The sequence below is a fragment of the Haladaptatus sp. R4 genome (assembly GCF_001625445.1).
In the GTDB taxonomy this organism is placed as follows: domain Archaea; phylum Halobacteriota; class Halobacteria; order Halobacteriales; family Haladaptataceae; genus Haladaptatus.
In genome coordinates, this window is record NZ_LWHG01000010.1 from 1 (window position 1) to 23,162 (window position 23,162).

At 60.0% G+C, this 23,162-nt stretch carries 23 protein-coding genes and 5 pseudogenes; 17 read left to right on the top strand and 11 right to left on the bottom strand.

The features are described 5' to 3' along the window. Positions 1 to 207: 207 nt before the first annotated feature. Complete coding sequence (locus tag A4G99_RS03555; protein ID WP_066139524.1) at positions 208 to 729, top strand: hypothetical protein; 522 nt, start codon at positions 208 to 210, stop codon at positions 727 to 729. 9 nt (positions 730 to 738) lie between these two features. Here the strand turns inward: A4G99_RS03555 and A4G99_RS03560 are convergent, their stop codons facing one another. The 3 genes from A4G99_RS03560 to A4G99_RS26925 form a co-directional block, all read right to left on the bottom strand. Continuing rightward, entirely contained in the window at positions 739 to 1,350 is a 612-nt protein-coding gene (locus A4G99_RS03560) for an isoprenylcysteine carboxylmethyltransferase family protein (protein WP_066139527.1), read from the bottom strand. A gap of 218 nt (positions 1,351 to 1,568) precedes the next feature. Continuing rightward, complete coding sequence (locus A4G99_RS26920) at positions 1,569 to 2,462, bottom strand: MFS transporter (RefSeq protein WP_066139530.1); 894 nt, start codon at positions 2,460 to 2,462, stop codon at positions 1,569 to 1,571. Further along, positions 2,426 to 3,208, bottom strand: coding sequence for an MFS transporter (locus A4G99_RS26925; protein ID WP_223301703.1), 783 nt, complete (start codon positions 3,206 to 3,208; stop codon positions 2,426 to 2,428). Before A4G99_RS26925 ends, A4G99_RS26920 begins: the two co-directional genes overlap by 37 nt. Before the next feature lie 195 nt (positions 3,209 to 3,403). Between A4G99_RS26925 and A4G99_RS03575 the strand changes: the two genes are divergently transcribed. Next, positions 3,404 to 4,033, top strand: a complete 630-nt coding sequence (locus A4G99_RS03575) for a helix-turn-helix domain-containing protein (RefSeq protein WP_066139535.1) — start codon at positions 3,404 to 3,406, stop codon at positions 4,031 to 4,033. Positions 4,034 to 4,149: 116 nt separating this feature from the next. On the opposite strand, the gene A4G99_RS26930 is transcribed toward A4G99_RS03575, so the two are convergent. Further along, positions 4,150 to 4,422, bottom strand: a complete 273-nt coding sequence (locus A4G99_RS26930) for an EamA family transporter (protein WP_342764446.1) — start codon at positions 4,420 to 4,422, stop codon at positions 4,150 to 4,152. Between the two features lie 9 nt (positions 4,423 to 4,431). Continuing rightward, on the bottom strand, positions 4,432 to 4,563 hold the full coding sequence (locus A4G99_RS28530) for a hypothetical protein (protein WP_255359039.1): 132 nt from the start codon (positions 4,561 to 4,563) through the stop codon (positions 4,432 to 4,434). 134 nt (positions 4,564 to 4,697) lie between these two features. On the opposite strand from A4G99_RS28530, the gene A4G99_RS26935 reads away from it, so the two are divergent. The 5 genes from A4G99_RS26935 (at position 4,698) to A4G99_RS26950 (ending at position 6,819) form a co-directional block, all read left to right on the top strand. After that, complete coding sequence (locus A4G99_RS26935) at positions 4,698 to 4,952, top strand: hypothetical protein (protein ID WP_223301704.1); 255 nt, start codon at positions 4,698 to 4,700, stop codon at positions 4,950 to 4,952. Continuing rightward, a complete protein-coding gene (locus A4G99_RS26940; protein WP_223301705.1) occupies positions 4,930 to 5,505 on the top strand; it encodes a hypothetical protein in 576 nt (191 codons plus the stop codon). The genes A4G99_RS26935 and A4G99_RS26940 overlap by 23 nt, the downstream gene beginning before the upstream one ends. Then, a complete protein-coding gene (locus A4G99_RS26945) occupies positions 5,450 to 6,028 on the top strand; it encodes a PGF-CTERM sorting domain-containing protein (protein WP_223301706.1) in 579 nt (192 codons plus the stop codon). Before A4G99_RS26940 ends, A4G99_RS26945 begins: the two co-directional genes overlap by 56 nt. A 171-nt stretch (positions 6,029 to 6,199) precedes the next feature. Continuing rightward, entirely contained in the window at positions 6,200 to 6,523 is a 324-nt protein-coding gene (locus A4G99_RS03590) for a HalOD1 output domain-containing protein (protein ID WP_066139536.1), read from the top strand. A gap of 146 nt (positions 6,524 to 6,669) precedes the next feature. Beyond that, positions 6,670 to 6,819, top strand: coding sequence for a hypothetical protein (locus A4G99_RS26950; protein ID WP_223301707.1), 150 nt, complete (start codon positions 6,670 to 6,672; stop codon positions 6,817 to 6,819). Here A4G99_RS26950 and A4G99_RS03600 read toward each other — a convergent pair. From A4G99_RS03600 to A4G99_RS29745, 3 genes and pseudogenes are all read right to left on the bottom strand, one after another. Further along, a complete protein-coding gene (locus A4G99_RS03600; RefSeq protein ID WP_066139543.1) occupies positions 6,816 to 7,232 on the bottom strand; it encodes an SPW repeat protein in 417 nt (138 codons plus the stop codon). The two genes, A4G99_RS26950 and A4G99_RS03600, sit on opposite strands and share 4 nt — an antisense overlap. Before the next feature lie 93 nt (positions 7,233 to 7,325). Beyond that, positions 7,326 to 9,369 (bottom strand): annotated as a pseudogene (locus tag A4G99_RS29740) (prolyl oligopeptidase family serine peptidase). 68 nt (positions 9,370 to 9,437) lie between these two features. Then, positions 9,438 to 10,582 (bottom strand): annotated as a pseudogene (locus tag A4G99_RS29745) (NAD(P)/FAD-dependent oxidoreductase). Positions 10,583 to 10,654: 72 nt separating this feature from the next. On the opposite strand from A4G99_RS29745, the pseudogene A4G99_RS29750 reads away from it, so the two are divergent. From A4G99_RS29750 to A4G99_RS03635, 5 genes and pseudogenes are all read left to right on the top strand, one after another. After that, a pseudogene (locus A4G99_RS29750) lies at positions 10,655 to 11,633 on the top strand (ornithine cyclodeaminase family protein). 382 nt (positions 11,634 to 12,015) lie between these two features. After that, positions 12,016 to 12,852, top strand: a complete 837-nt coding sequence (locus tag A4G99_RS03620) for a ParA family protein (RefSeq protein ID WP_066139546.1) — start codon at positions 12,016 to 12,018, stop codon at positions 12,850 to 12,852. Beyond that, complete coding sequence (locus A4G99_RS03625) at positions 12,849 to 13,241, top strand: hypothetical protein (RefSeq protein ID WP_066139549.1); 393 nt, start codon at positions 12,849 to 12,851, stop codon at positions 13,239 to 13,241. The genes A4G99_RS03620 and A4G99_RS03625 overlap by 4 nt, the downstream gene beginning before the upstream one ends. Positions 13,242 to 13,457: 216 nt before the next feature. Further along, complete coding sequence (gene trxA / locus A4G99_RS03630; RefSeq protein ID WP_066139553.1) at positions 13,458 to 13,856, top strand: thioredoxin; 399 nt, start codon at positions 13,458 to 13,460, stop codon at positions 13,854 to 13,856. A gap of 42 nt (positions 13,857 to 13,898) precedes the next feature. After that, positions 13,899 to 14,463 (top strand): annotated as a pseudogene (locus tag A4G99_RS03635) (class I SAM-dependent methyltransferase). A 140-nt stretch (positions 14,464 to 14,603) separates the two neighbouring features. On the opposite strand, the gene A4G99_RS03640 reads toward A4G99_RS03635, so the two are convergent. Both A4G99_RS03640 and A4G99_RS03645 read right to left on the bottom strand, forming a co-directional pair. After that, positions 14,604 to 15,776, bottom strand: coding sequence for a low temperature requirement protein A (locus A4G99_RS03640; RefSeq protein WP_066139556.1), 1,173 nt, complete (start codon positions 15,774 to 15,776; stop codon positions 14,604 to 14,606). 49 nt (positions 15,777 to 15,825) lie between these two features. Then, positions 15,826 to 16,866, bottom strand: coding sequence for a succinylglutamate desuccinylase/aspartoacylase family protein (locus A4G99_RS03645; RefSeq protein ID WP_066139559.1), 1,041 nt, complete (start codon positions 16,864 to 16,866; stop codon positions 15,826 to 15,828). Between the two features lie 185 nt (positions 16,867 to 17,051). Between A4G99_RS03645 and A4G99_RS03650 the strand changes: the two genes are divergently transcribed. From A4G99_RS03650 to A4G99_RS03670, 5 genes are all read left to right on the top strand, one after another. Then, on the top strand, positions 17,052 to 18,380 hold the full coding sequence (locus tag A4G99_RS03650) for a ferritin-like domain-containing protein (protein WP_066139572.1): 1,329 nt from the start codon (positions 17,052 to 17,054) through the stop codon (positions 18,378 to 18,380). Between the two features lie 74 nt (positions 18,381 to 18,454). Further along, positions 18,455 to 18,730, top strand: a complete 276-nt coding sequence (locus A4G99_RS03655; RefSeq protein WP_066139562.1) for a winged helix-turn-helix domain-containing protein — start codon at positions 18,455 to 18,457, stop codon at positions 18,728 to 18,730. A 61-nt stretch (positions 18,731 to 18,791) separates the two neighbouring features. Beyond that, positions 18,792 to 19,112 (top strand): hypothetical protein, encoded by a 321-nt coding sequence (locus A4G99_RS03660; protein WP_066139566.1) that lies wholly within the window; start codon positions 18,792 to 18,794, stop codon positions 19,110 to 19,112. A 137-nt stretch (positions 19,113 to 19,249) separates the two neighbouring features. Then, the gene (locus tag A4G99_RS03665; RefSeq protein ID WP_223301710.1) at positions 19,250 to 20,017 is read left to right on the top strand and encodes a nucleoside phosphorylase; all 768 of its coding nucleotides are present in this window, start codon (positions 19,250 to 19,252) and stop codon (positions 20,015 to 20,017) included. A 187-nt stretch (positions 20,018 to 20,204) separates the two neighbouring features. Then, on the top strand, positions 20,205 to 21,206 hold the full coding sequence (locus tag A4G99_RS03670) for a S1C family serine protease (protein ID WP_066139570.1): 1,002 nt from the start codon (positions 20,205 to 20,207) through the stop codon (positions 21,204 to 21,206). A 450-nt stretch (positions 21,207 to 21,656) separates the two neighbouring features. On the opposite strand, the pseudogene A4G99_RS03675 reads toward A4G99_RS03670, so the two are convergent. Further along, positions 21,657 to 22,900 (bottom strand): annotated as a pseudogene (locus tag A4G99_RS03675) (orc1/cdc6 family replication initiation protein). Positions 22,901 to 23,162 lie beyond the last annotated feature (262 nt).

A 23,162-nucleotide genomic window follows, 5' to 3' on the forward strand; every position in this document is an offset into this window, starting at 1 on the left:
CGGAAGTCGGGGGTCGGAAGTTTGGGGTCGGAAGTTTGGGGTCGGAAGTTTGGGGCCGGGAGTACGTTTGAGGCGTACACCTCCGGATTTGTTAAGTAGATGTACGCCTTATACGATTTCAGAGAGCGAAATGAGTACCATCGCACCGGCGACCGAAGCGTTCAACCCTCGCGTTGTGAAAGACGTGAATAGAACGGAGAGCAACCGATGAGCTGGGCCCCAGATGCCGACGACGAACCCGACCGCTTCGAGCGTATCGTAGAGGACGTCCGCAATCGACCCGACGTCGCCGACGTACGGGTCGACGACGAGACGATAAAGATCTTCTTCGAGGAGACGAACCGGCTTCCCGATGGATTCGACGAGTGGGCCGACGCGAACGCCCTCTCGATTCGTGATTTCGTGATCCTCCCCGACGACGAAGGGTTCGTCGTCGGACTGGAGTTCATCGACACCATCGAAGCGCTGTCGCCACACCACCACGCCGCCGAGGGGCTTCGCCCGTACTTCGAGGCCGGTGTCCCGCCCGCAGCGGCACTCGACGCGTGGATGGCCGACCGGGGACCGTTCAGCCAAGCCGAATGGGCGCGGTTCCGCGGCGTTGGTCGGCAGACCGTCGGCGACCGAGTTCGGAACGCCCGCGAGCAGGCACCGAAGGAGCGATTGCGCGAGAGGAAACGACGGCGGCGCGACGACCACTCCGAATCGCCGTGGTGGGATCTGTTCTGAGTCGTCGCTTTAGAAAACGTATGGAACGAGGCGATAGGGGGTGCGCTTGCAGTAGTCAGCGTAGCCGTCGAGTTCCTCCCGAAGTGCGTGCTCTTCGACGCGAATTCGGTAGCCGAAGGCGACGAGATTTACAACGAGCGCGACGAACACGGCGAGCCACGTCCCCAAACAGAACTCGTACCCGACTATCGTGAGGAGAATCCCGGTGTACGTCGGGTGGCGGACGACGGCATACGGTCCCGTCTCAACGACCGCTTGGTCGTCACTGACGGTAACCGAGCGCGTGAAGGAATCACCGAGGAGTATCACGGCATACCATCGAAGTGCGATGCCAGTGCACATGAGGAGTATTCCGGCCCAAAACAGCGGAACGGTAAACGAGCCGAATCCAGCCCACGACGGGGCTGTAAACATGAAAATCCATCCAACGAGACCGGAACAATAAACGGCGACGTAAATACCGTACACCGATTTCGCGTCCAGATTCGGCCCTCGGGTGTTCCGGTGCTGAATCGGGCGGTCACGACGACGAATCGAATCGAGTAACTCGGGGACGACCCAGGCCGCAGTGGCAACGATGAAAACGTATTCGGTGGCCGGGCGGAGAACTGGTGACGTCATGCTGATACGTTTATCGAGAATCGTATTTAAATGGTGTTCTCTTTTGGTGTCCGATGGTTCTGTGGTCAGTTCAGTGGAATTCGGCGATACTATCACACGTCCGATACCCCTCAGATCCGTCATATCGACCGATTTGGGGTGTGACAATACACCGAAGACAGCAACGACGGCTGAGAATCGTCATCGTGAGACCACTGCTACCGATTCTTCCTCCACTCTCAATCGTCGGTCGAACCCGTTCCCACGTCCCGGTGGCCGTCTTCGGAGGGAACACCGTCTCCCGTTTCCTGTGACCCGGGACTACCTTCGTCCATGTCCGGGTTCGGAAGGGCGAATGCGAGCAGGAAGCCGAGGGCGATAACGGGCACCGTCCAGAGGAACATGGTCGTGAGACTCCCGGAAAGGGCGTTGATAACCGCGTGCTGGATTCCCGACGGGAGCGAGCTGATCTCGTTGACGTTCTGGCTCGCACCCGCGTACTTTGCCGCCTTCGGCCCGAGCGCGTTCGTTAGATCGTCCGTGAGCGACGAGGTGAAGACGGAACCGAGTACGGCGACGCCGATGCCCGACCCGAGGCTCCGGGTAACGGAGACGCTCGTGGTCGCCACCCCGATCCGCGTCCGATCGACGGCGAGTTGTGCGGAAAGCGAGAGCACGGGGTTGACGAAACCGAGTCCGACGCCGGTGACGAGCATGAACCCCGCGATGGTCGTGAACCCCATGTCCGACGTCATCGTGGAGAAGAGGTAGTAGCCGACCGAGGCGATGGCCAATCCGACGACGGGGAAGATACGCAGACGGCCGTATCGGCTGATCAGTTGGCCGGTGATGGCGGACACGACGATCATCCCACCGAGTAGCGGGAGGAGCAGGAGTCCGGAGTTCGTCGCGGACACGCCCGTGACCGCCTGGAGGTAGAGCGGGAGGTAGGTGACGCCGACGAGTTGGCCGAGACCGATGACGAAACTCAGCCCCATCGCCACGCCGACGCCGCGGTTCGAGACGAGGTCGATCGGGAACACCGGTTCCGCCGTTCGAACCTCCTGTGCGACGAACGCGACTGCGAGAATGACCGTCAGGCCGAACAGTCCGAGGATCGCGGCGAGACCCACGCGTAATCCCCGCCGCCCCACGAGGTGGCGAGGATGAGCGTCGTCAGGGCCGCGACGAGCAGGAGCGCGCCGAAGTAGTCTATCGGATGATCGACGGTCTCCTGCGGGACGTCGAGGTAGGCCCAGACGAGCGCGAGCGAGAGCACGCCGAGCGGAAGGTTGATGAGGAAGATCCAGTGCCAGGAGAAGTGCTCGGTCAACCAACCGCCGACGAGCGGGCCGACCACGAGCGCCGCCCCGAAGCCCGAGAGCATGTAGCTGATGTACTCGGAGCGCTTGCGCGGCCCGAACATATCGCCGAGGATGGAGAGCACGAGCACCCAGAGGCCGCCCGCACCGATACCCTGGAGCGCGCGGAGGAGCGCGAGTTGGACGATGCCGTCGATGTATTGGTTCACGACCGGGATCGAACCGGCGGCCGCACAGAGCGCGGAGCCGATCACGAACACCGACACCGCGACAGTGAAGAGCGCGCGACGACCGTAGATGTCGCTGAGTTTGCCGTAGAGCGCGGCGGAGGCCGTCGTCGTGATCAGATAGGCAGTGACGATCCACGAGTAGTTTTTGACGCTTCCGAGGTCGCTCGCGATGGTCGGAAGTGCAGTCGAAACGATAGTTTGATCGAGCGCGCTGAGCATGATGGCGAGCATCAACCCGCCGAGGACGATAGCAAGCCGACGGCGAGGCCACTCTTCGACGGGCGAAGAAGCGGGATGACCGCCGCTCACTGCGACCGGCCTCCACATCGCAGACGGTACATCGTTCGCGCTTCATTCGTCGTTTCGAACGTTACTCCCATCGATACTCACCGAGATTCGAGTGGTTCCAGAGACATATCTGAATACGCATGGTTCGGTATTTCCGTGCGCCACGGATGAGTCTTCCACCTACATGTAGGAATCGTCCGACAGTGACAAGTTCGGTCGGACGTCACGGTAACCATGCCACGAGTTCAGATCGAGATTCCCGACCCTCCGGCTAACTGGTTGGTCGCGCTCTCGTCGTCCCATCCCGAGGACGAGTTTCGAATTTTAGCGTCGTATCCGGGGGAGAGTGGAACGGTCGGGATTTTGGAGGCACGGACTCGGAATCCGGACGTAATTCGGAAGGAGTTGGACGAAGTTGAGGACCTCCACTCGTTTCGAGAGATGGATTCCGACGGGGAGGTCGTGATCATCGAATATCGTTCACCGAAACCGAAGATGCAACGACTGGTATCCGAGTCGGGGACCGTTCCCCGTTATCCCGTCGTCTTTCGCGACGGAACGGTCACCGCTACCCAGGCGACGTCGCACGCACAACTGTCCGAACTCACGGATTCGTTCGAATCCGCGGGAATCGCGTACAACATCCGATCCCTCGTCCAAAGTCTCGACCCGAACGATCTCATCACCGCTCGTCAGCAGCAGTTCATCGAGAAAGCAGTCGACCGAGGGTATTACGAGACACCTCGAAGATGTACCCTGACGGAACTTGCCGCCGAAATGGACGTTCACAAGACGACTGCAGGTGACGTCCTCCATCGCGCAGAGCGACGGATAATCACGGAATTCGTTGCGAGACAGTCGTAGCGGTCGGAAATCGGGGACGGGTTCGTTTTCGTCCGTATGAAATCCACTCGCCGGACGATGGGTTACCTGGAGACGGATTTTGGATATAGCGATATAGAATATACAGATCCGTCAGCTCACGTCGCCAGAAGGGCGACAGCACCGATAGCAAGCCCGATACCCGCCAAATCCTGCAAATCGACGGAGTCGCCGAGAAACAACACGCCGAGGACCGCAGCGACGACGAAGTAGAGTGCGGTAACGGTCGTCGCGATTGCGGTATTGCCTCGTTGAAGCGCGGCGTAGTAACTGATGGAGCCGATACCGGAGAATACCCCACCGGCGACGGCGAAGGCGACGCCGGATCCGGAGAGGGATACGGGGTCGGATTGGACGGCGATGTACGCGATTGCGACGCCCTACACGACGACGTACGAGATCGCCATCGCCACTTCCGGTGCGAGGGAACGGGTGGCGAGGTCGGCGAACACCGCCCAAACGCCCCACGTAAGCATACCGACCAGTGCGAAGTAGATGGCTGTTCGAACCATGCGATTGAGAAACGGTACACGGACGAATGTGTTCGGGTTCCGGCGGAGAAGGAGGTGTCAACCGTCGGTCAGAGAGTGCCTGATTCGGGCGTAGTCGAAGTATAACAAACTGCCCTATCCGTGACTCCCCGAACATGAGACGCCCGACGATACTCACACTTGTCCTCATCGTCTCGTTCGGCATCGGGGCGATGACGATAGGCACGGAGGGGATGCAGGCGAACGAGGAACCGAGCGAGCGCTGGAACCGAACGTACGGCGGTTCCGGCGACGATATCTTCGCGGACATCGCCCCGACGGACGACGGCGGCTACATCCTCGCCGGACAGACCGGAGAGCGATGGTTCGGGTATCGATGGCTGGGTCATGAAGGTCGATGGGAATGGTGAACAGGAGTGGACGCGGACGTTCTCCGGGCCGGGAACGGACAGGTTCTACTCCGTCGCGACGACCGATGACGGATACGTCGTCGCCGGACGGACTGACCGCGGCGGAACGCCGATGGGATGGATACTCGAACTCGGGGCGGACGGTTCGACCCAGCGAGAGCGAACGCCGGGCACCGGCGCGTTCTACGGCCTCGAACACGACGATTCGGGGTATATTTTCGCGGGATGGACGCAGGGAGACTCGGGTACCGACGGATGGCTTCTCAAACAGGACGGATCGGGTGCGAAGACGTGGGAGAAGACGTACGACACACCCGATGGAACCTCAGGAGGGCTGTTCAAGGCCGTCGTTCCCACGTCGGATGGGTACTTCGTCGCGGGGCAACTCGACGGCGACAGTCAGGACGGATGGATACTCCGCGTCGGGAAAAACGGGGAACAACAATGGCAACGGACCCACGGCGGTTCGGATCGTGAGGCGGTGTGGGCGGCGACCGGTGACGAGAACGGTGTCGTTCATCGCGGGCGAGTCCGAAAGCGGCGAGTCACGTGACGGTTGGGTGTTCCGATACGACAAGCGTGGCGAGTTGAAGTGGGAGAAACGGTTCGGCGGCGACGAGGTCGATTGGCTCGACTCGGCGATGCCGACGGACGACGGTGGCTACCTGTTCACCGGCGGAACGTTGACGGGAGGAATCGGCAGTTCGGACGGGTACGTGGTGAAAACCGGGGCCGACGGAACCCTCGACTGGGAGAAGGCGTACGGGAGCGACTCGTGGGACAAACCATGGCCAGCCGTACGATCACACGACGGCGGCTACATCCTCGCCGGACAGACCGGCGGGTTCGGCGCGGATGGCAAGGACGGCTGGATTCTCGAACTCGGTCCCGGAGCGGCGAGTCAGCAAACATCGACAACCGATTCGAAAACCACGACGGAAGGAACGGTCCAGGAGACCGGTTCGTCCCAAGGGACGAGTGGGTCGTCCGAGGGGACGAGCCTCCCCGGATTCACGGTTCCGATAGCGATCATCGCGCTCGCGTTGCTCGGCCTGGGGATGCGCCATCGGTCGTGAGATATCGTTACGACGGATTTGGGGCTGCGCTGTTCGAGCCTCCCTGCGTCTGAATACGAAGTGTTGCTGAGACGAGAACGGTACGTGACTGTTCCTTTCAGCTTCAATCGAGGTTCTTTTATTGTTGTACTCAGTTTATCTCTCTAACTAAGTTCATCGAAGCGGTCTATTATGAAAGAAGGGCAATTCACAGAACGGACGACGGAACTCGACCGTAACGGACGAGCGGCGTATCGTGTCACGGGCGACACCGACGATACCAGCACCCGAATCATTCGGGGTATAGACGATATCGTCGGGGAGGATACGGACAGACAGACGTGGTTGTACGACAAAGTCGACCCCGACGCGTTGGACGCGATTTTCAAGCAAAAACACGACGGGACGTCTCGAACCGAAGGAAAGGTCGTCTTCAACGCACGTGGCTGTGAAATCGTCGTCCAAGCGGACGGTGATATCATCATCTACGCACCGGCCGACGACTCCTCCGAGTAGTCGATTAAATCCGAAACGGTATTCAATACCCGGCTACGAATGGCGTCAAGAACCGATTAATGACCGAAAAAGCATCCGTTACTTTCCGCGAACTCTGTCAAGAACTGCCAGTACAAACTGGGCTATTCAGTTTTGGTCCGATACTGTTGGGAATCGCCCAACTCTGGAACGGCTTTGCCCATCAGACTGCGCTCTCGTTCAACGCCATGTTCGCCGTCGTGATGGTCGGGTTCGCGGTGCTCATCACCCGCTACCACCTCGCGTCGTTTCAGTTGGATAAGTTGGAACGGATTTAGGCGGTTCCGGCAGGCGCTCCCGCCCGCTCGCTCCGTCCCGCGTAGGCGTTGTACCCGGCGACGATTGCGACGACGATACCCGAGATGATGTCACTCCAGAACGCCGTCGAGGCGGTCATGATGAACGGAGTGAGGATCATCCAGAGACCCAGCAGCGCGACGAACGACGAACTCCCCACGCTGGTCCCCATATCTCGCGACATGCGGTAGTAGTTGTACCCCGCGATGAGGAAGATGGCCGCACCGATGATGAGGTTGTTCCAGTAGCTCGTCATCGACATCGACGGGTAGACGAACGCGGAGACGAATATCCATGCCCCCACGAGCGAGACGAACCCACTCAGCCATTTCAGTCCCGATTCACGGGAGTCAGCGCTCCGTGTCGTTCGCTCCCTAGATTCTGTTTCACTCATTAGTGTTTCCCCGAAAGAGGGTAGGGCGAGCGAACGAATAAAGCGAGCGACCGTTTAACACGAAAACCGAATCGTACAACCGCTAAGGTGCCGTTACACTCGATTCGGGTCGTACGTTTCGAACCATTCCGTGAGTTGTTCGATGCGGTGAACCGCCCTGTCCGGGTCGCCGATGTTGTGATGCTCACCCTGGTATATGACGAGTTTCGAGGGAACGCCCCGTTTCTTGACGCTGACATAGAGTTGCTCGGATTGTGACGGCGGGCATCGCCAGTCCTCGTCACCGGCAGTCACCAAAAGCGGTGTTTCGACGTTTTCGACGTCGGTAATGCTCGACGCCGCGTCGTAGCCCTCGGGGTTCTCCCACGGCAGACCGAAATCGTTCTCCCACCACAAGTGTGCGTCGTCGGTGCCGTACGCCGAACGCAAGTCGTAGATACCGTGCTCGGCGGCGGCCGCGGCGAAGCGGTCGGTTCGCGTCACGAGGAATCCGGTCGTGATTCCGCCGTAGGAGAGTCCGGTGACGAACGTTCGGTCGGAATCGACCCAGCCACGTTCGACGAGGTGGTCGACGCCCGCGAGCACGTCCTCGGACTCCCGTGGACCCCACTCACCGCGGATGACTTCGCTGAACTCCTGCCCGTAGGAACTGCTTCCGCGATAGTTGGGGCGGAACACGATGTATCCCCTGTCGGCCCAGTAGGCGTATTCGAAGGAGAATTCGGGCGCGTCGTAGGCGACGGGGCCGCCGTGAATGGAGACGACGAGAGGGCGTGGGGCGGGGTCGTCGGGGTCGAAATCCGTCGGATAGTAGGCGAATCCCTCGATGTCGTCGCCCGACTCGTTCTCGTAGACGACCCGCCGACAACCGGGCGTGGCGTGTGTCTCCTCGAACGATTCGTTGAGGGCGGTTATCCGAATTGGTTCGCCGGTATCGAGGTCGTTCACGTCCACGGTGGACAGTTCGCCGACGGTTCCCGCGTCGGTGAGCAGGAACGCGACCGTCCCGCCCGCGACGTCGAACGTCCGGACCGTCAGGTAGTCGCCCTGTGAGTCGAAGGTGAACGTCGGCGCGTCCTCGTCCGCGGACAGCGGACGAGACGGGTGCTTCCTTCGTCGCCGATGGGCACGAGAATCGTTTCGTCGTCCTCCCATCGAAGTCGTCCGACGCGTGCGACGGTGCGGTCGAGCGATTCCGTGACGGATCGGTACTCCCCGTCCGCCGCGACGTACGCCTGGTTCGGAACGTGCACGTTCGTCGGATGTGCGCCGACGAACGCGAGTTTCGACCCGTCGGGCGACCAGCGAGGCGAACTGGCCGTGAGGTCCGAGTCAGTGACCTTCCGGCAGTCGCTCCCGTCGGGGTCGATGGTGTACACGTCCATCGTGTTCGAGTTATCCGGTCGGTCGGAACGGTCCGAGAGGAACGCGATTCCGTCCGGTCCCCACGCGGGTTGGAGTCCGAACATGGGTTCGTACGCTCCGCCGCCGTAGGCGTCGTCGAGGCGGCGGGTTTCCCGCGTTTCGAGGTCGACAACGAACAGGTACGTCGTCACCTCGTCCAGGAACCCCTTGCCGTCGAAGCGGTGTTGCAGTCGCTCGGTTTCGACCGGACCGCCGTTCCGAAGCTCCGAGAGATAGGCGTCCTCGTCCTCGGTCGGGTCGCGCGACGAGACGACGAGTCGCTCTCCGTCCGGTCCCCAGTCGAACCCGTCGATACCCTCGTCGCGGTCGGTTACCTGCCGGGCGTCGCCACCCCGAACCATGTCGAACACCCAGACCTGCGGTTTGGGTTCGTCGTCCTCACCGTTCGCCTCTTTTCGGTCTTCCTCGTCCTCGTCTCCCTCGCCCGCTCCCGCCCCCACGGCGAGGGAAACGTCCTCGTCGCGAGCGGCGAGAAACGCGAGTTTCGAGCGTCGGGAGACCATTTCGGTCCCCCGGCATCGGAAGCCCGCGAGAGTCGATACGGCTTCTCTCCCCCGTCCGCCGGAACGGCGAACAGCGAGGTTCGCCGGTCGTCCGCCGTCCGGTCGAACTCGTCCGCGACGAACGCGATGCGGGTACCGTCCGGGGAGAGCGAGAGGTCGCTCACCAACGTCAGGTCGTAATAATCGTCGATTTCGAACGTCTCCGTCATGGATGAAGGTTCCACGGGAGCCGTATAGTTGTATGTTCACCAGCAAATCGAACGGTTCACTGCCGGGATCACGCGACGTTTCGCTCGTCGACGGTCCGACCGTCCGCGAATCGGGCGGAATCGAGACCCGAGATGTCGACGAGTGAGGCTTCCCCGTCGAAGACGAGTTCCGTCACGAGTTGACCGGTCGCGGGTGCGTGCTGGAACCCGTGACCCGAAAAGCCGACGGCGTTCACGAAGCCCGGAATCGTCTCCTCGATTATCGGGTGGTGATCCGGCGTGACGGCGTACAGGCCAGCCCAGCCCCGGCGGATTCGGGAATCGGGACCGAAATACGTCGCCAACTCCGCCGCTTTCTCGACCGCATCTATCGTCCAATCGAGGTCGGACGAGTGATCGTAAGCGTTCGGGTCAACCGTCGTGTCCCCGCCGAAATGGCCGCCGATGATGGCGGCACCTTCGCGCTCCGGTCGGAAGTACAACCCCGTATCGAGGTCGATGACCAAGGGAACCGACTCGGGAACGGGCGTTTCGGGATCGACGACCGCGACTTGGCGACGTTCGGGCGAGATAGGAAGGTCGAGGCCCGCCATCGCCGCGACTTTGCCCGCCCACGGTCCGGCCGCGTTGACGACGAAGTCCGCGTCGATGGAGCCATCGGTCGTTTCGACGCCCGTAACGCCATCCCCGTCCCGCGGCACATCCGTCACCTCGACGCCGGTTCGGATGTCCACCCCGGCCTCACGGGCGCGGGTGGCGAACGCTTGAAGCGCCAAATGCGGGTCCGCGAAGCCGTCGGTCGGTGAGTACGTCGCGACCGGAAACGGTCGGCACGAAGGCCGGGGCACTGTTCCAGCGCCTCCTCCGGCGTGAGCAACTCGCTCGGTACACCCTGCTCGTTTTGCATGGTGACGGTTTCCGCGAGTTCCGCCACGGAGTCGTCAGTCCGGGCGAGGAAGAGATAGCCCGAGCGTCGATGGGAGATGTCGGCGTCGAACTCGTCCTCGAATCGATCCCAGACGCGCATGCTGGCCCGCGAAAGCGCGACGTTGACGGGTGTCGAGAACTGCGCCCGAATTCCGCCAGCCGAACGTTCGGTGCTTCCAGCGCCGATGTTCGAGCGCTCACAGAGGACCACATCTGCTCCGCGCTGTGCGAGATAGTACGCGCTCGAACAGCCGACGATTCCGCCACCTACGACAACTATTCGCATACCGTCGAAAAGGGACCGCTGGCTAATGGTTCCATCGTCGGGAAATAAGCATGTCCGAACCAAATGGCCGATATGGTTCGTCTCATCTCGGACGACGACGTGGCGTCGCTCCTCGACATCGAATCCCTGCTCCCGGTAGTGCGCGAAGCCTTCGTCAAACAGGGCCGTGGCGAAGTCGAGCGACCCGATCGCCCGCACTTCCCGGTCGGTGCCGGACTCGTCGGCGATTCCCCCCTCGGAACGGGTCTCGTGATGCCCGCGTACATCCACGGCGCACGCTACTACGCCACTAAACTCGTCGGCGTGCACGAGGGAAACGCCGACCGGGGACTGCCGACCGTGAACGCCCAAATCGCGCTGACCGAGGCCGAGACCGGATTGCCCGCCGGGTTCCTCGCCGGGACGAGGATCACGAACGCACGAACGGGTTGTATCGGCGGACTCGCGGCCGCCGAACTCGCCGCGTCCTCGCCGGTCAAACTGGGGATCATCGGGGCGGGAACACAAGCCCGCTGGCAAGCACGGTGTATCGCGGCCGCCGACGGACGTCGAATCGATCCGCGTCTACTCGCCGAGCGATTCGAAGGACGAGTGCGCTGACGAACTCGAATCCGACCTCGACGTTCCGGCGACGCCGGTCGAGTCGGCGGCCGAAGCGATCGCGGATGCGACGGTCGTCGTCACGACGACCACGGCGACCAGTCCCGTCTTTTCGGGCGAGGCGCTCGAACCCGGGACGCTCGTCGTCGCCATCGGTGCCTACGCGTCCGAGATGCGCGAGCTCGACCGCGAAACGTTCGGCCGTGCCGACAAGACGTTCGCCGACGTCCCGGAAGAGGTCGCGGAGATAGGGGATTTGCTGGCAACTGACCTCGGCGAATCCGACCTCGTTCCGCTCACCGACGTTCTCGAAGGCAGGGGTGGTCGCGACAACGATAGCGAAATAATCGTGGTCGAAAGCGTCGGGTCGGCCGTGCTCGATGCGGCCGCGAGCGAGTTCGTTTTCGAGCAGGCGGTCGAGACGGAGACCGGTGAGCAAGTCGAACTGTAGCGACCAGCGAGACCGATTTTCCGGACAGACTGGATAGATATCCAGACAGATAGCTTGCCAGAAATCCGTTCAGAAACCCAATCCGAACCGAAGAACGGCCGGTGAGAAGGGGGGACAGAATAAACGGAGAGGTTTCTGGATAGATATTCAGATAGCTATACATCTAGAAATCTATATAGAAATCCAACGATAGAGAACCTGAAAGCCCAAATCTTGGAAAGGGCGACAGAGAGAACGACAAAGAATCGTCGTAAGAGTTCGATAGGAGGCCAGATATACAGAAAGATATCTGGATAGATAGCCATACAGATAGCTATCCGAATAGTTTAGCCCAATTGTCTGACGAGAATTTATGAGGGATAAGGGTATATCAACCGACTGTATGAAGCGAGCCATCACACTGTGGAGCGAGTCAGGTGGGGTCGGCAAGACGACCATGGCGACCAACATTTCCGCCGCGCTGGGACGACAGGACGAGCGGGTCCTCGTTATCGACCTGGATCCCCAACTGGGCAGTTTGACCGACCACGTCGGCTATCAGGAATTGAAGACCGGCGACCGGGACCACCTCGGAGACGTTCTGTTGAATGATGAGAAAGATATCGAATCGCTCATCGTCGAGACGGAGGACTTCGACCTCGTACCGTCCCACGAGGGATTGGCAAACATCGAGAGTGAGATGGCCGCGCGGAACACCTCGCTCCGGGAGTTCCAGCTCCGGTCGGCGCTCAAATCCGTCGCGTCGGAGTACGACTACTTCATCATCGACCCACCGGCGACGCTGAACGTTCTCGTGGACAACGCGCTCGTCGCTGCACGAAACGTGGTCATCCCCATCGAACTCACCCGCAAAGGAAGCATCTCCATCGAAGGGCTGGAGGACACCCTCGACAGCATGGAGCGCGGGTTCAAGAAGTTCGACGACGGGTTCAACCTTGGAATTCTGGCCGTGGTTCCGAACGAAGTCGGCGACTCGAACATCTACCGTGACACGCGCGAGGAACTGGAGACGGACGGCAAACCGGTGACCCCGTTCGGCGTGCGAAAACGTGACGTGCTGAAGGAGGCGTGGAAAAATCAGATGAACCTCTTCGAATTCGCGGAAAGCGAGGAAACGCGTGATCTCCGCGAGTACGAAGAGGACCTGCTTTCGAACTTCGAACAACTGGCGCGAATCATCCAACGAGGAACGGTCGAAGCCGTGGAGGTCGAAGCATGACGAAGGACGATAGATACGGTGCGACCGACGACGATTACAGCGACGAACTCGACGGCTATGCCTCGGATTCGGCCACTGCGTCGGGATCGAGTGTGGAAACGGTCACGGTCGAATCGGAACCGGAGGAATCGACCTCCGAACCGGATCCGGACCCCTTGCCGTTCATCTTCGCGCGACGGACGGTGAAAGCCGACCGGGACGCTGTCCCGGTTTACGTGCAAGACCAAACTGCGACCGAGATCGACGAACTCGAACGTGAATTGAGCCAGACGTTCGAGGGAGACAAGGTGATGGCCCTCGACGTCCGCGAGGCGCTCATTCGTGCGGGCCTCGAAAACGTGGACGACGTCCAGCGCGTGATGGAAGAGTGGGGATACGGTCGTCGGTAAAAGTCGCTTCTTGCTAACGGATATTCAGATGGACATCTGCATGTAAACACGGATAGAATTATAACGAGAAATTTGGAGAGATCTCTGTATAGATATCCAGATATATCTCGGTTCAATCTCACCCACCGGCAGTCCGGGCAACATGCTAGGTATGGTTGCAGCAATGTGTAGAACATGCAAAACCGTTAAGTCGGAACGATGCCTATTGAGGGATAGATGACGGACGAACTCGAAGAGATTAGAGCGCAGAAGCGTGAGAAAATGATGAATGAGGATGCGGAAGAAGAACGGGAAACCGTCGCAGAGCCGGTTCGCGTCGAAAGTGCGGCACACCTCGATGAGTTGGTCGGATCACACGACGTGGTGTTGGTGGACTTCTACGCGGATTGGTGTGGGCCGTGCAAGATGATGGAACCGGCCATCCAGACCGTGGCGAGCGAGACCGAGGCGGTCGTCGCCAAGGTGAACATCGACCAACACCAACCGCTCGCACAGCAGAACGGTGTGCGCGGCGTGCCGACGCTACAGTTGTACGCGAACGGGGAACCGGCACAGCGACTGGTCGGGATGCAGGACGAATCGACGCTTAGAGACTTGATCGGACGGTACGCCTAAGGAAAGTTCTTCGTTCCCCCCGCTCTTCGATCAAAACGAAAAATGGGATTTCACACGTTCGACCCCGAGAAGGCAGCAAAGCTCGAAGACACCGGACGCTATCGGTACGTCTCCCGCGAGGAGTTGCTCTCGTATCTCGACCTCGCCGATGGCGAAACTGTTGCCGACTTCGGGAGCGGGACCGGCTTTTATACCGACGATGTAGCCTCGTTCGGAGAGGAGATTGGCGTCAGCGTCTACGCCGTGGACGTACAGGACGCGATGCACGAGGAATACCGTGCGAAAGGCGTCCCCGAGAACGTCTCGCTCGTCACGGCGGACGTCGGCGACCTGCCGTTCGACGAAAACGAACTCGACGCCGCGTTTTCGACGATGACGTTCCACGAGTTCGCGGACGAGGACGCGCTCGCGGAAGTCGCCCGCGTGCTCCGTCCAGGTGGTCGGTTGGTCGTGGCGGACTGGAGCGGGGCGGGTCGCGGTGAAGACGCCGTCGTCGATGAGCGACACCGACCTCGAAGCAGCGACGGAGTTGGTAGAATCGGCCGGGTTCGAGGTTCGATACGGAACGGAGCGAGCCGAGACGTTCGTGCTGGTCGCAAGGCGGTGATGGCCTTCGCCTCGCTGTCGAACGTCTCGTGGCTCGTGATCGAGATGAGCACTGATAAACCCATATCCGCGATATAGATGTCGATCCCTGTAGTCAGACACTGATGGGGAGTTGGAACCATCGATCGCTGATCGAACGTTTTACACGAGAGTGGTATCGTCCTTGCTTCGCTCGGTTCGAGAGACGAGTGACTCGAACACGACCAATCCGACGAGAACGACGGCCGCGAATCCGACGATCGATATGGGTTGGCTACCGACGACCAACGAACCGATCAAACCGGTGGCGAGGACCCGGCTCAGGAGTACAGAAGTCGGAATCGAACGCGGTGTCGCCCATTGGCTCGCCGTGATGCCGAACAGGAGTAACATCAGACCACCCAAGAAAGCCACCCGTCCACCGTTCGCAAACGAATAACCACTGGTGATCGATTCGATGGCCGTCTGGACTCCCACGCCGGTCGCCACGATTCCGGCGAAGACGAGCGGGTGGTTGTATCCGTAGATAAATTCGTGTACCAGCGTTCGGCGGTTACCACCGATTCCCTTCGTGGTGGTCGTCCAATCGAAGTTTCTGAAATACAGCGTCCAGATACAAACGGCAACGCCGAACCCACTGGCGGCGATAACGGTGCCACGAAAACCCCATCGGGTCTCCATCGTGCCCGTTCCGACGGCGAGGATGACTTCCCCGAGGACGAGAATCGTGAACAGACCGAATCGCTCGGGGAGGTGTGAGACCTGTATCGAGGCGCCGGAATTCAAATTCGAGACGACTGGCGTCGCCATTTCGATCCCCAGTCCCACAAACCAGAGAAAATAGCGTATCGGCGGCGGAACGAACACCGAAACAGCCCACACAGTCGCGCCGAGCGAGAAGCCGAGAATCCACGGATGGCAGATATCACGAAGATGGGGAGCAACGAGCCACGTTTGTGCGTAGAGTCCGATAACCAACAGCCGAAGAACGAGGTACGCGGCGGCGAAGGCGACGGTACCACCCGCGAACACGTCGTGAATCGTCGTCGCAAACACGATGACACAAAACATCGCGACGACGATAATGCCCCGGAAGAACGGATCGTCCGTACCGAACTGATCGGCGTAGTAAGTGAATCCGACCCACGCCCACCAGACGGGGAAGAACAAGCCGACGAAAACGAACAGCCCCAAGACCGTGAGATGACCGTGGAGTAACCGACCAAGCTGGGCCACCGCGAGTACGAACACCAAGTCGAAGAAGAGTTCAAGCCACGTCGCGTGACGTTCTTCGTCCGTCTGTGTATGGAGACCGAGCGACCGATTCCGACGCATGTGAAGTACAGACCATGGAAGCGCTTATCGTTGTCTAATGACAATAATGTTACAAAGATACGGGGTCGTTTTTAGGGTCGGACTGTTCACTTTGTAACTCGATGGAACGCCGAACCGTCGCCTCGACTTCGACGAGATGACAGAGCGGATTTCCGGGGTAGACGACCGGATTTTCGAGGACACCGACGAGGAGGCCGGTGAAGGGAGCGTGGACTTCGACGCTCTCACGTTTGAACGGGTCGCTGATCGAACAGATGGGTTCGCCTTCGTATACGAGTTCGCCGCGTTCCCGTCGCATGTCGACGAGGCCGCCCTCGTCCGAGCGAATCCACGTTCGTTCGTCGTCGGTTTCAACGACGGTTCGCCATCCTGGCCAACGGACGAGTTCCTGCTGATAGAGCCCGAATTCGGCGAATACGCTCCGAACGCCGTCCAGAGTCGGTGCTCGATGAGGTCGGCGCTCGAACCGGTGGGCTTCGCCCATCTCGATGGTGATGGTCGGGGTTCCGCGTTCCGTCGCCTCCCGGCGAAGCATTCCGGTTGCGCCCTGACCGGCGATGATGAGGTTCGTCCCGAACGCGTTGGCGAGTCGCTCCACGTCCGGATCGAGCATGTCGGCCCGGACGTGGAGCATGTTGGTTCGTCCGCGTGTGGACGTGTGGAAGTCGATGCCGAAATCGCACGGTTCGACGAAGTTTCGATAGATTTCGTCCGCGATACGGCGGTCGTTGGTCCCATCGGGATCGCCCGGAAAGGCCCGATTGAGATCCTGTTCGTAGCCCGGCAGATATCGCTCCTGGGCGAGAAACCCGGGGACGTTGAGGACGGGCAGGCAGACGACGGTCCCGTGGACGTCGGAGTGTTTCCACTCGTGGGCCAACTCGCGGACGACTTCGATGCCGTTGAGTTCGTCGCCGTGAAGCGCCGCCCCGAGAAACACCGTCGGGCCGGGGTTTTCACCGTTGATGATGGTGACGGGGATTCGGATAGGGTCCCCGAGGTACGTCTCGCTGGTCGGAAAACGGAACTGTTGGCCCTCACCCGGTTCGACGCGTCCTCCGTCGAACTCGAACGCTGTTGATTCCCCCATAGCGGACAGAACGACGGATTCCGTCTTGGAGGTTTCCGAGGGAACCGGATGACTGCTGGAACCGAACTCGGGTGGAACCGAATTTGGGTGAGAGTCGGGAAACAGTCCCGAAACATCCTCGGAACATTCCCGGTGGAGTTCGGAAAATCGTTTTTCACCCCTACGCACTCGATGCGAGTGAAGCCATGAAGCAGAACAACGATGCCACCGACGATTCGTCCAACACGGGAACGCGGCGCACGCGCCGGGCGTTCCTCGGAGCGACTGCGGCAGTCGGCACGCTGGCCCTCGCCGGGTGTACAGGGAGCAGCGATGACGGTGCGAGTTCGACGATGAGCACCTCGACGTCCACCTCGATGGACACGACCACGTCCGACATGGAGACGACGACCGAGGGGGAGATGTCGAATCCCGACGTTCCGATCCTCAACTACGCACTGACGCTCGAACACCTGGAATACGCCTTCTACCGTGACAGCCTGAAGAAGTTCAGCGACGACGAACTGATGAACGCGAAGGTAGTCTCGAAGTTCGGCGACGGGGTCCGGATGGACGTTCCGGACTATCTGAAGACGGTGCGGGACGACGAGGCGGCGCACGTCGATGCGCTCACCCAGACGGTCAAGAAACTCGGTGGGACGCCGGTCGAGGAAGGGGAGTACGATTTCGGTTGCGACACGCCGACCGATTTCTTCGGTGTCGCGAAGGCACTCGAAAATACGGGCGTCGCGGCCTACGCGGGTGCTGCACCGTCGGTCGTCAACAACGACGTGCTCGCGGCGGCGGCAGGCATCCACAGCGTGGAGGCCCGTCACGCCGCGTTCCTGAACCTCCTCAACGAGGAGTCACCGTTCCCGAACGCGGTGAACGAGGCCAAATCGATGGACGATGTGCTCAAAATCGCGGGGAACTTCGTCACGTCGGACGTCGATACGAGCAAGTACGAGATGGGAGATTCGCGCCCGAAACAGGATCGGAAAAAGAACGACGGGACGAGCGACGTGGACGTGCTGAACTACGCGTTGACGCTCGAACACCTCGAAAACGCGTTCTACCGCGACGGGCTGAAGGAGTTCAGCAACGACGACCTGATGAACGCCGACGCGCTCTCGAAGTTCGACGAACACACGCGAATGAAGGTACCGGCGTACTTGAGCAAGATCAGCGACCACGAGGCCGCACACGTCGATGCACTCACGAAGACGGTCAAAAAGCTCGGCGGAAAACCGGTCGGGGAAGCGACGTACGACTTCGGCTACGAGAACGCCTCGGAGTTCCTCGGCGTGGCGAAGGCGCTCGAAAACACGGGCGTCGCCGCGTACAAAGGCGCTGCACCGACTGTCGAGAACGACGACGTGTTCGCCGCCGCCATCGGTATCCACAGCGTGGAGGCCGAACACGCGTCGTTCCTCAACGAGGTGAACATGACGTCGCCGTTCCCGAACGCGGTGGACGAACCGAAGACGATGAAGGAAGTGAAGAAGATAGCCGGTCAGTTCATCGTCAGCAACTGAAATCGACGCCGTATCGTCATCCATTTCCTCTCATGTCGATGGCCTTAGGTAGCCAGGTTCGGATGTAATGTACAATGGAGGCAGTCCTCTGGTACGTGTTGGCCGGGACGCGCGGCGGTATCAACCGCGCGCGCATCCTGCGGACGCTGGACCAGCGTCCGCGAAACGCCAACAAACTCGCGGAGGACTTGGACCTCAACTACGACACCATCCGTCACCATCTGGACGTGCTCGCCGACAACAACGTCGTGAAAGCGAGCGGCGACGAGTATGGTGCGGTGTACCTCCCGACCGACGCGGCCCGCCACCACTGGGACACCGTCGAAGACATCATCACCCAACTCGACTGACAATGAACCCACTTGCACACGAGCGGCACGTTTCCAAAATCCCCCCACTGGAGGAGTATCGATGAGCGGGGTAACAGCCGCCCAACTCGCCACCGCAGCCCAAATTGCCACCGCAGTAAACATGGTACTCCTCGCGGTTCTCGGCGGCGTCTGGGGCCGGAACTACATGCGACTCCGGTCCAAGCATACGCTCGGAATGCTCGTGTTCGCATCCCTGCTGTTCTGCGAGAACGGGTCAACGCTGTACTACTACCTGTTAGACCCCGATCTCTCGATCTGGTTCAGCACGGCAGTTCCGCGCATCGCGTGGCACGCGATGCTCCTCTTTCACGTGTTGGAGATGCTCGCAATCGGCTTCCTGGCGTGGGTGACGCTGGATTGAGAGAGCGGGTGAAGGAATTCGAGAAGGAGACTAGGTCGGCCGGTTCGGGCGATTTTTCGTAATCGGGACCTCAGCCGAGGAATTCGTGTTATCACACAACAATAACTGATTTCGTAGTGTTGTCAGTAGACGGTTACATGACGATACCGAATTACGGAGACAAGTACGACTCACCGGCGTTGTTCTCGGCGCCGACGCGATCGACGGGCAGGGTGGCGATTTCGGGGCCGAAATTCCAAACGCCATCATCATCACCTATCAGCGGGACTTCTTCGAGGAGATATTGGCGGAGCGTACGGGCGATCCGATCCCGCTCGTTCGGAACTTCGAGGTTCATCCCATCGACGAACACGTCGGCGTCCGTCGGGGGGTTTAGCATCGGCGCACCTGCGACGGGAACCGTCGCGGAAAATCTCATCGCCGCTGGGGCGGAAGTCCTCTGTATCGTCGGCAGTGGTGGGACACTCCAACAGGACATCGAACCGATAGACGCCGTGATCGCAGACCGGGCAATTCGGGACGAAGGTGTCTCGTATCACTATCTTCCGCCGGAGAAGGATGCGACGCCGTCCCTGGAACTCACCGACCGCCTCGAAGCCCGGTTCGAAGACAGCGAGGTAACGACGCATCGGGGAACGACGTGGACGACCAGCGCGTTCTATCGAGAAACGGTCGCCGAAATCGAACGGTACGCTGAGGACGGTGTCGTCAGCGTCGAAATGGAAGCGGCCGCTCTGTTCGCGGTTGCCGAATTTCGCGGCGTAGATGCCGCCGCTGTGTTCGATATCGGTGACTTGCTGACCGAAGAAGAGTGGGATTCTGGCGTCGGGTACGAGAACCTCCAACCGAAACTGCTCGACCCGGCGATTGCGGCGCTTCACGATCTTCTCGGCGTTGACGGATGATCGGGAGTAGAGCGAACGTTCCCCGGTTACGATGGGACGGGAAAGCAGTGACAACAAGTGACACACTTAACCGTGTCCGGTACTAACCTAACGTGAATCCGACTACCAAGCCCCTGACGGCAGCGATGACGCGGATGTGGTCGCATCGGTGTGGCTCGGTAATCGAGATGGAGAATGACCAGAGGGTATGACTGATAACAAGACATACGAACGATTGTATGAGAAAACGATTCCGTCGGTCGTGTCGATCTACGTCACGCCGAATGATGCGAGTCGTCCGACGAGAATGGGCGCGGGATCCGGATTCGTCTACGATAACGATGGCTCCGGCGGCCACGTCGTAACGAATCACCACGTCACGGGCGGTGCCGACGAAGTGGAACTTCGGTTCAGCGACGGCGACTGGCGAACCGGCCACGTGGTCGGCCGGGATAGCGGTACCGACCTCGCAGTCGTCGCCGTCACCGACCTTCCGACGTACGCGAAACCGCTTTCGGTCGCAACGGATGCACCGAAACCCGGACAAGAGGTCGCCGCGCTCGGGAACCCGATGGGACTCGACGGAACCATCACGACGGGTATCGTCAGCGGGACGAACCGCTCACTCCCCACCGGCAACGGGTTCACGATTCCCGATACGGTACAGACCGACGCCGCGATCAATCCCGGGAACAGCGGCGGTCCGCTCTTGACGCTGAACGGGGAAGTCGTCGGGGTCAACCGCGCCCGACAGGGCGACGGTATCGGCTTCGCCATCTCGGGGGCTATCGTCTCGCGGATCGTTCCGACGCTTATCGAAAGCGGTTCCTACCGGCATCCGTTTCTCAAGATTTCGACGGTGGACGTTTCGCCGATCGTTGCGGAGGCGAACGGGCTCTCGGAGCCGCGAGGAATCCTCGTCGTCGACGTTCGCCTCGGCCCGGCGAGCGGTGCCCTCATCGGCTGTGAAGCCACTCGAACGCTTCGCGGTCGTGAGATACCGGTCGGTGGGGACGTGATCGTCGGTCTCGACGAAAAAGAGGTTCGTTCCCACGAAGAACTGATGCGACACTTGCTCATCGAAACACAACCCGGCGAGCAAATCGAAGTCGAACTGGTCCGAGACGGTCGGAAATTGACGGAACAGGTCGTCCTCGGGGAACGACCGAAGGCGAAGGGTAACGGTCGTATCGGAATCACGGTGGAGTGACGGCCGCTACCGGGTGCTCGCGACGGGGCGACAAAAAAGAAATCAAAAACAACGGAAACAGTGGCGTCGGCTGGAAAATAACAGAACATAGCGCCGTGAGGGGGAAACAACGGAAGTTGCGGACTAATTCGAATCGGTTAAACTGGCGAGAACAACGGAAATGATGGGGTTAACGTGGTGAAACCAAACGAGTTCGGGGAACGACAACGGAAATTGTGGTGTTAGTGGTATAAAGTGAGTGATAGCGGTAGTCGTGAGTTGGGCGTAGTAAAGTTGATGAGTTGGGCACAGTGGCAGTAGTTGGAGAATTGAACGAATTGGCAGTAGTTGGAGAATTGAACGAATTGGCAGTAGTTGGAGAGTTGGTCGTAGTGGCGGTAATCGTAAACTGAATGTCGTGATGTCCGTGAAATGACAGAGGGGTCGATTAACGAATACGGTGTTCGCCGATTATTTCTCGCGTTCGTCGAGCAGCGATTGATAGTACGGTCGAATACTGTCGTGAACACCGGCGAGTTCGATGGTCTCTTCGAGTGCGCTCACGACGAGGTGAAGGTCCTGCTTGAGCGCGTGTTTGCGGTATTTTCCGCCGGACATCCCTTCGTTCTTCTCCATCGAGGAGATGACGCCGAGCATAGCGAGATCGGCGAGATGGTCACGCATCCGCCTGCTGGTGAGCGCCTCGGTACCGATGTGGTTACAGAGTTGTTCGTATCGGGGTCGGATGTCACGCGAGCGTGCGGGGCACTTGTCCTCCGCTTCGAGGGACGTGAGCGCGTACAGGATGAGACGAGCGTGTTGTGTGAGGTCTGCGACGCCCTCCATGATCCGGTCGCGTTCGAGTTTCCGTCGCGCTTCCTGCACGTGGTGGTCCACGACCTGCTCCGCGGCGTCCTTCCGCGCGAGGTCGCCGGCTTCGAGAAGCAAGTCCAGCGCCTGACGCGCGTCACCGGCGTCCTGTGCACCGTAGGCCGCACAGAGTGGAATCACGTCCTCCGCGAGGGCACTCTCGTGAAACGGCGACCTGCTCGCGCTGGCGCAGCACTTTCTGCAATTCGGTTCGCGTCGTACGGCGGGAACGAGACTTCCTTCTCACAGAGCGAGGACCGCACCTTCGCCGACAGGGAGTCGCGGAACGAAAGGTCGTTGCTGATGCCGATGAGACCGATTTTGGCGTGTTCGAGGTAGCCGTTACTCCGTGCGCGGGGAATCTGGTAGAGGATGGAGTTGTCGTTGATGTGGTCGACCTCGTCGAGAACGATGATGATAGTGCCGTTGAGATGGTCGAGTTCGTCCCAAAGAAAACTGTAGACTTGCGCCTGCGGGTATCCGGTGTTACTGATCTGGTCCGCGGGATCGCGGAGCGTGTTGACGAGACGAACCGCCACCTGATAACTTGAATTGAGACCGTCGCAATTGATCTCCACGACGGAGAGGGAGATATCGTCGTACCGAGCGGCGTCCTCCTGGAGTTGATTGAGGAGAAATCGCGTCGCGGCGGTCTTCCCGACGCCGCTTTTTCCGTAGAGGAAGATGTTGGAAGGGGCTTCGCCGTTGATTATCGGTTGGAGCGCCGCGTGATACTCTTCCAACTCGTCGTCCCGACCGACCAGGTTGTTCGGCGTGTACTCCTCCAAGAGCGCATCCCGGTTCTTATAAAGGGAGTTGTCTCGGTCGAAACTGAACGATGTCATTACACGATGTATTCACGGAGAGGTATATAAAACTGGGCCGTCCGTTGTTTCTTCTGTTCCGAAGAATATAAATACGAGAGTTGGTTCGAAGGGTGCATCGTTTCCGATGCTTTTCGCGTTAGTGCGGTAAGGGAGGATGAAGTAGAAAAGGACGCTGGAGTGGAGTGGAGTGGAGTGGAGTGGAGTGGAGTGGAGTGGAGTGGAGTGGAGTGGAGTGGAGTGGAGTGGAGTGGAGTGGAGTGGAGTGGAGTCTCGAAGGCGG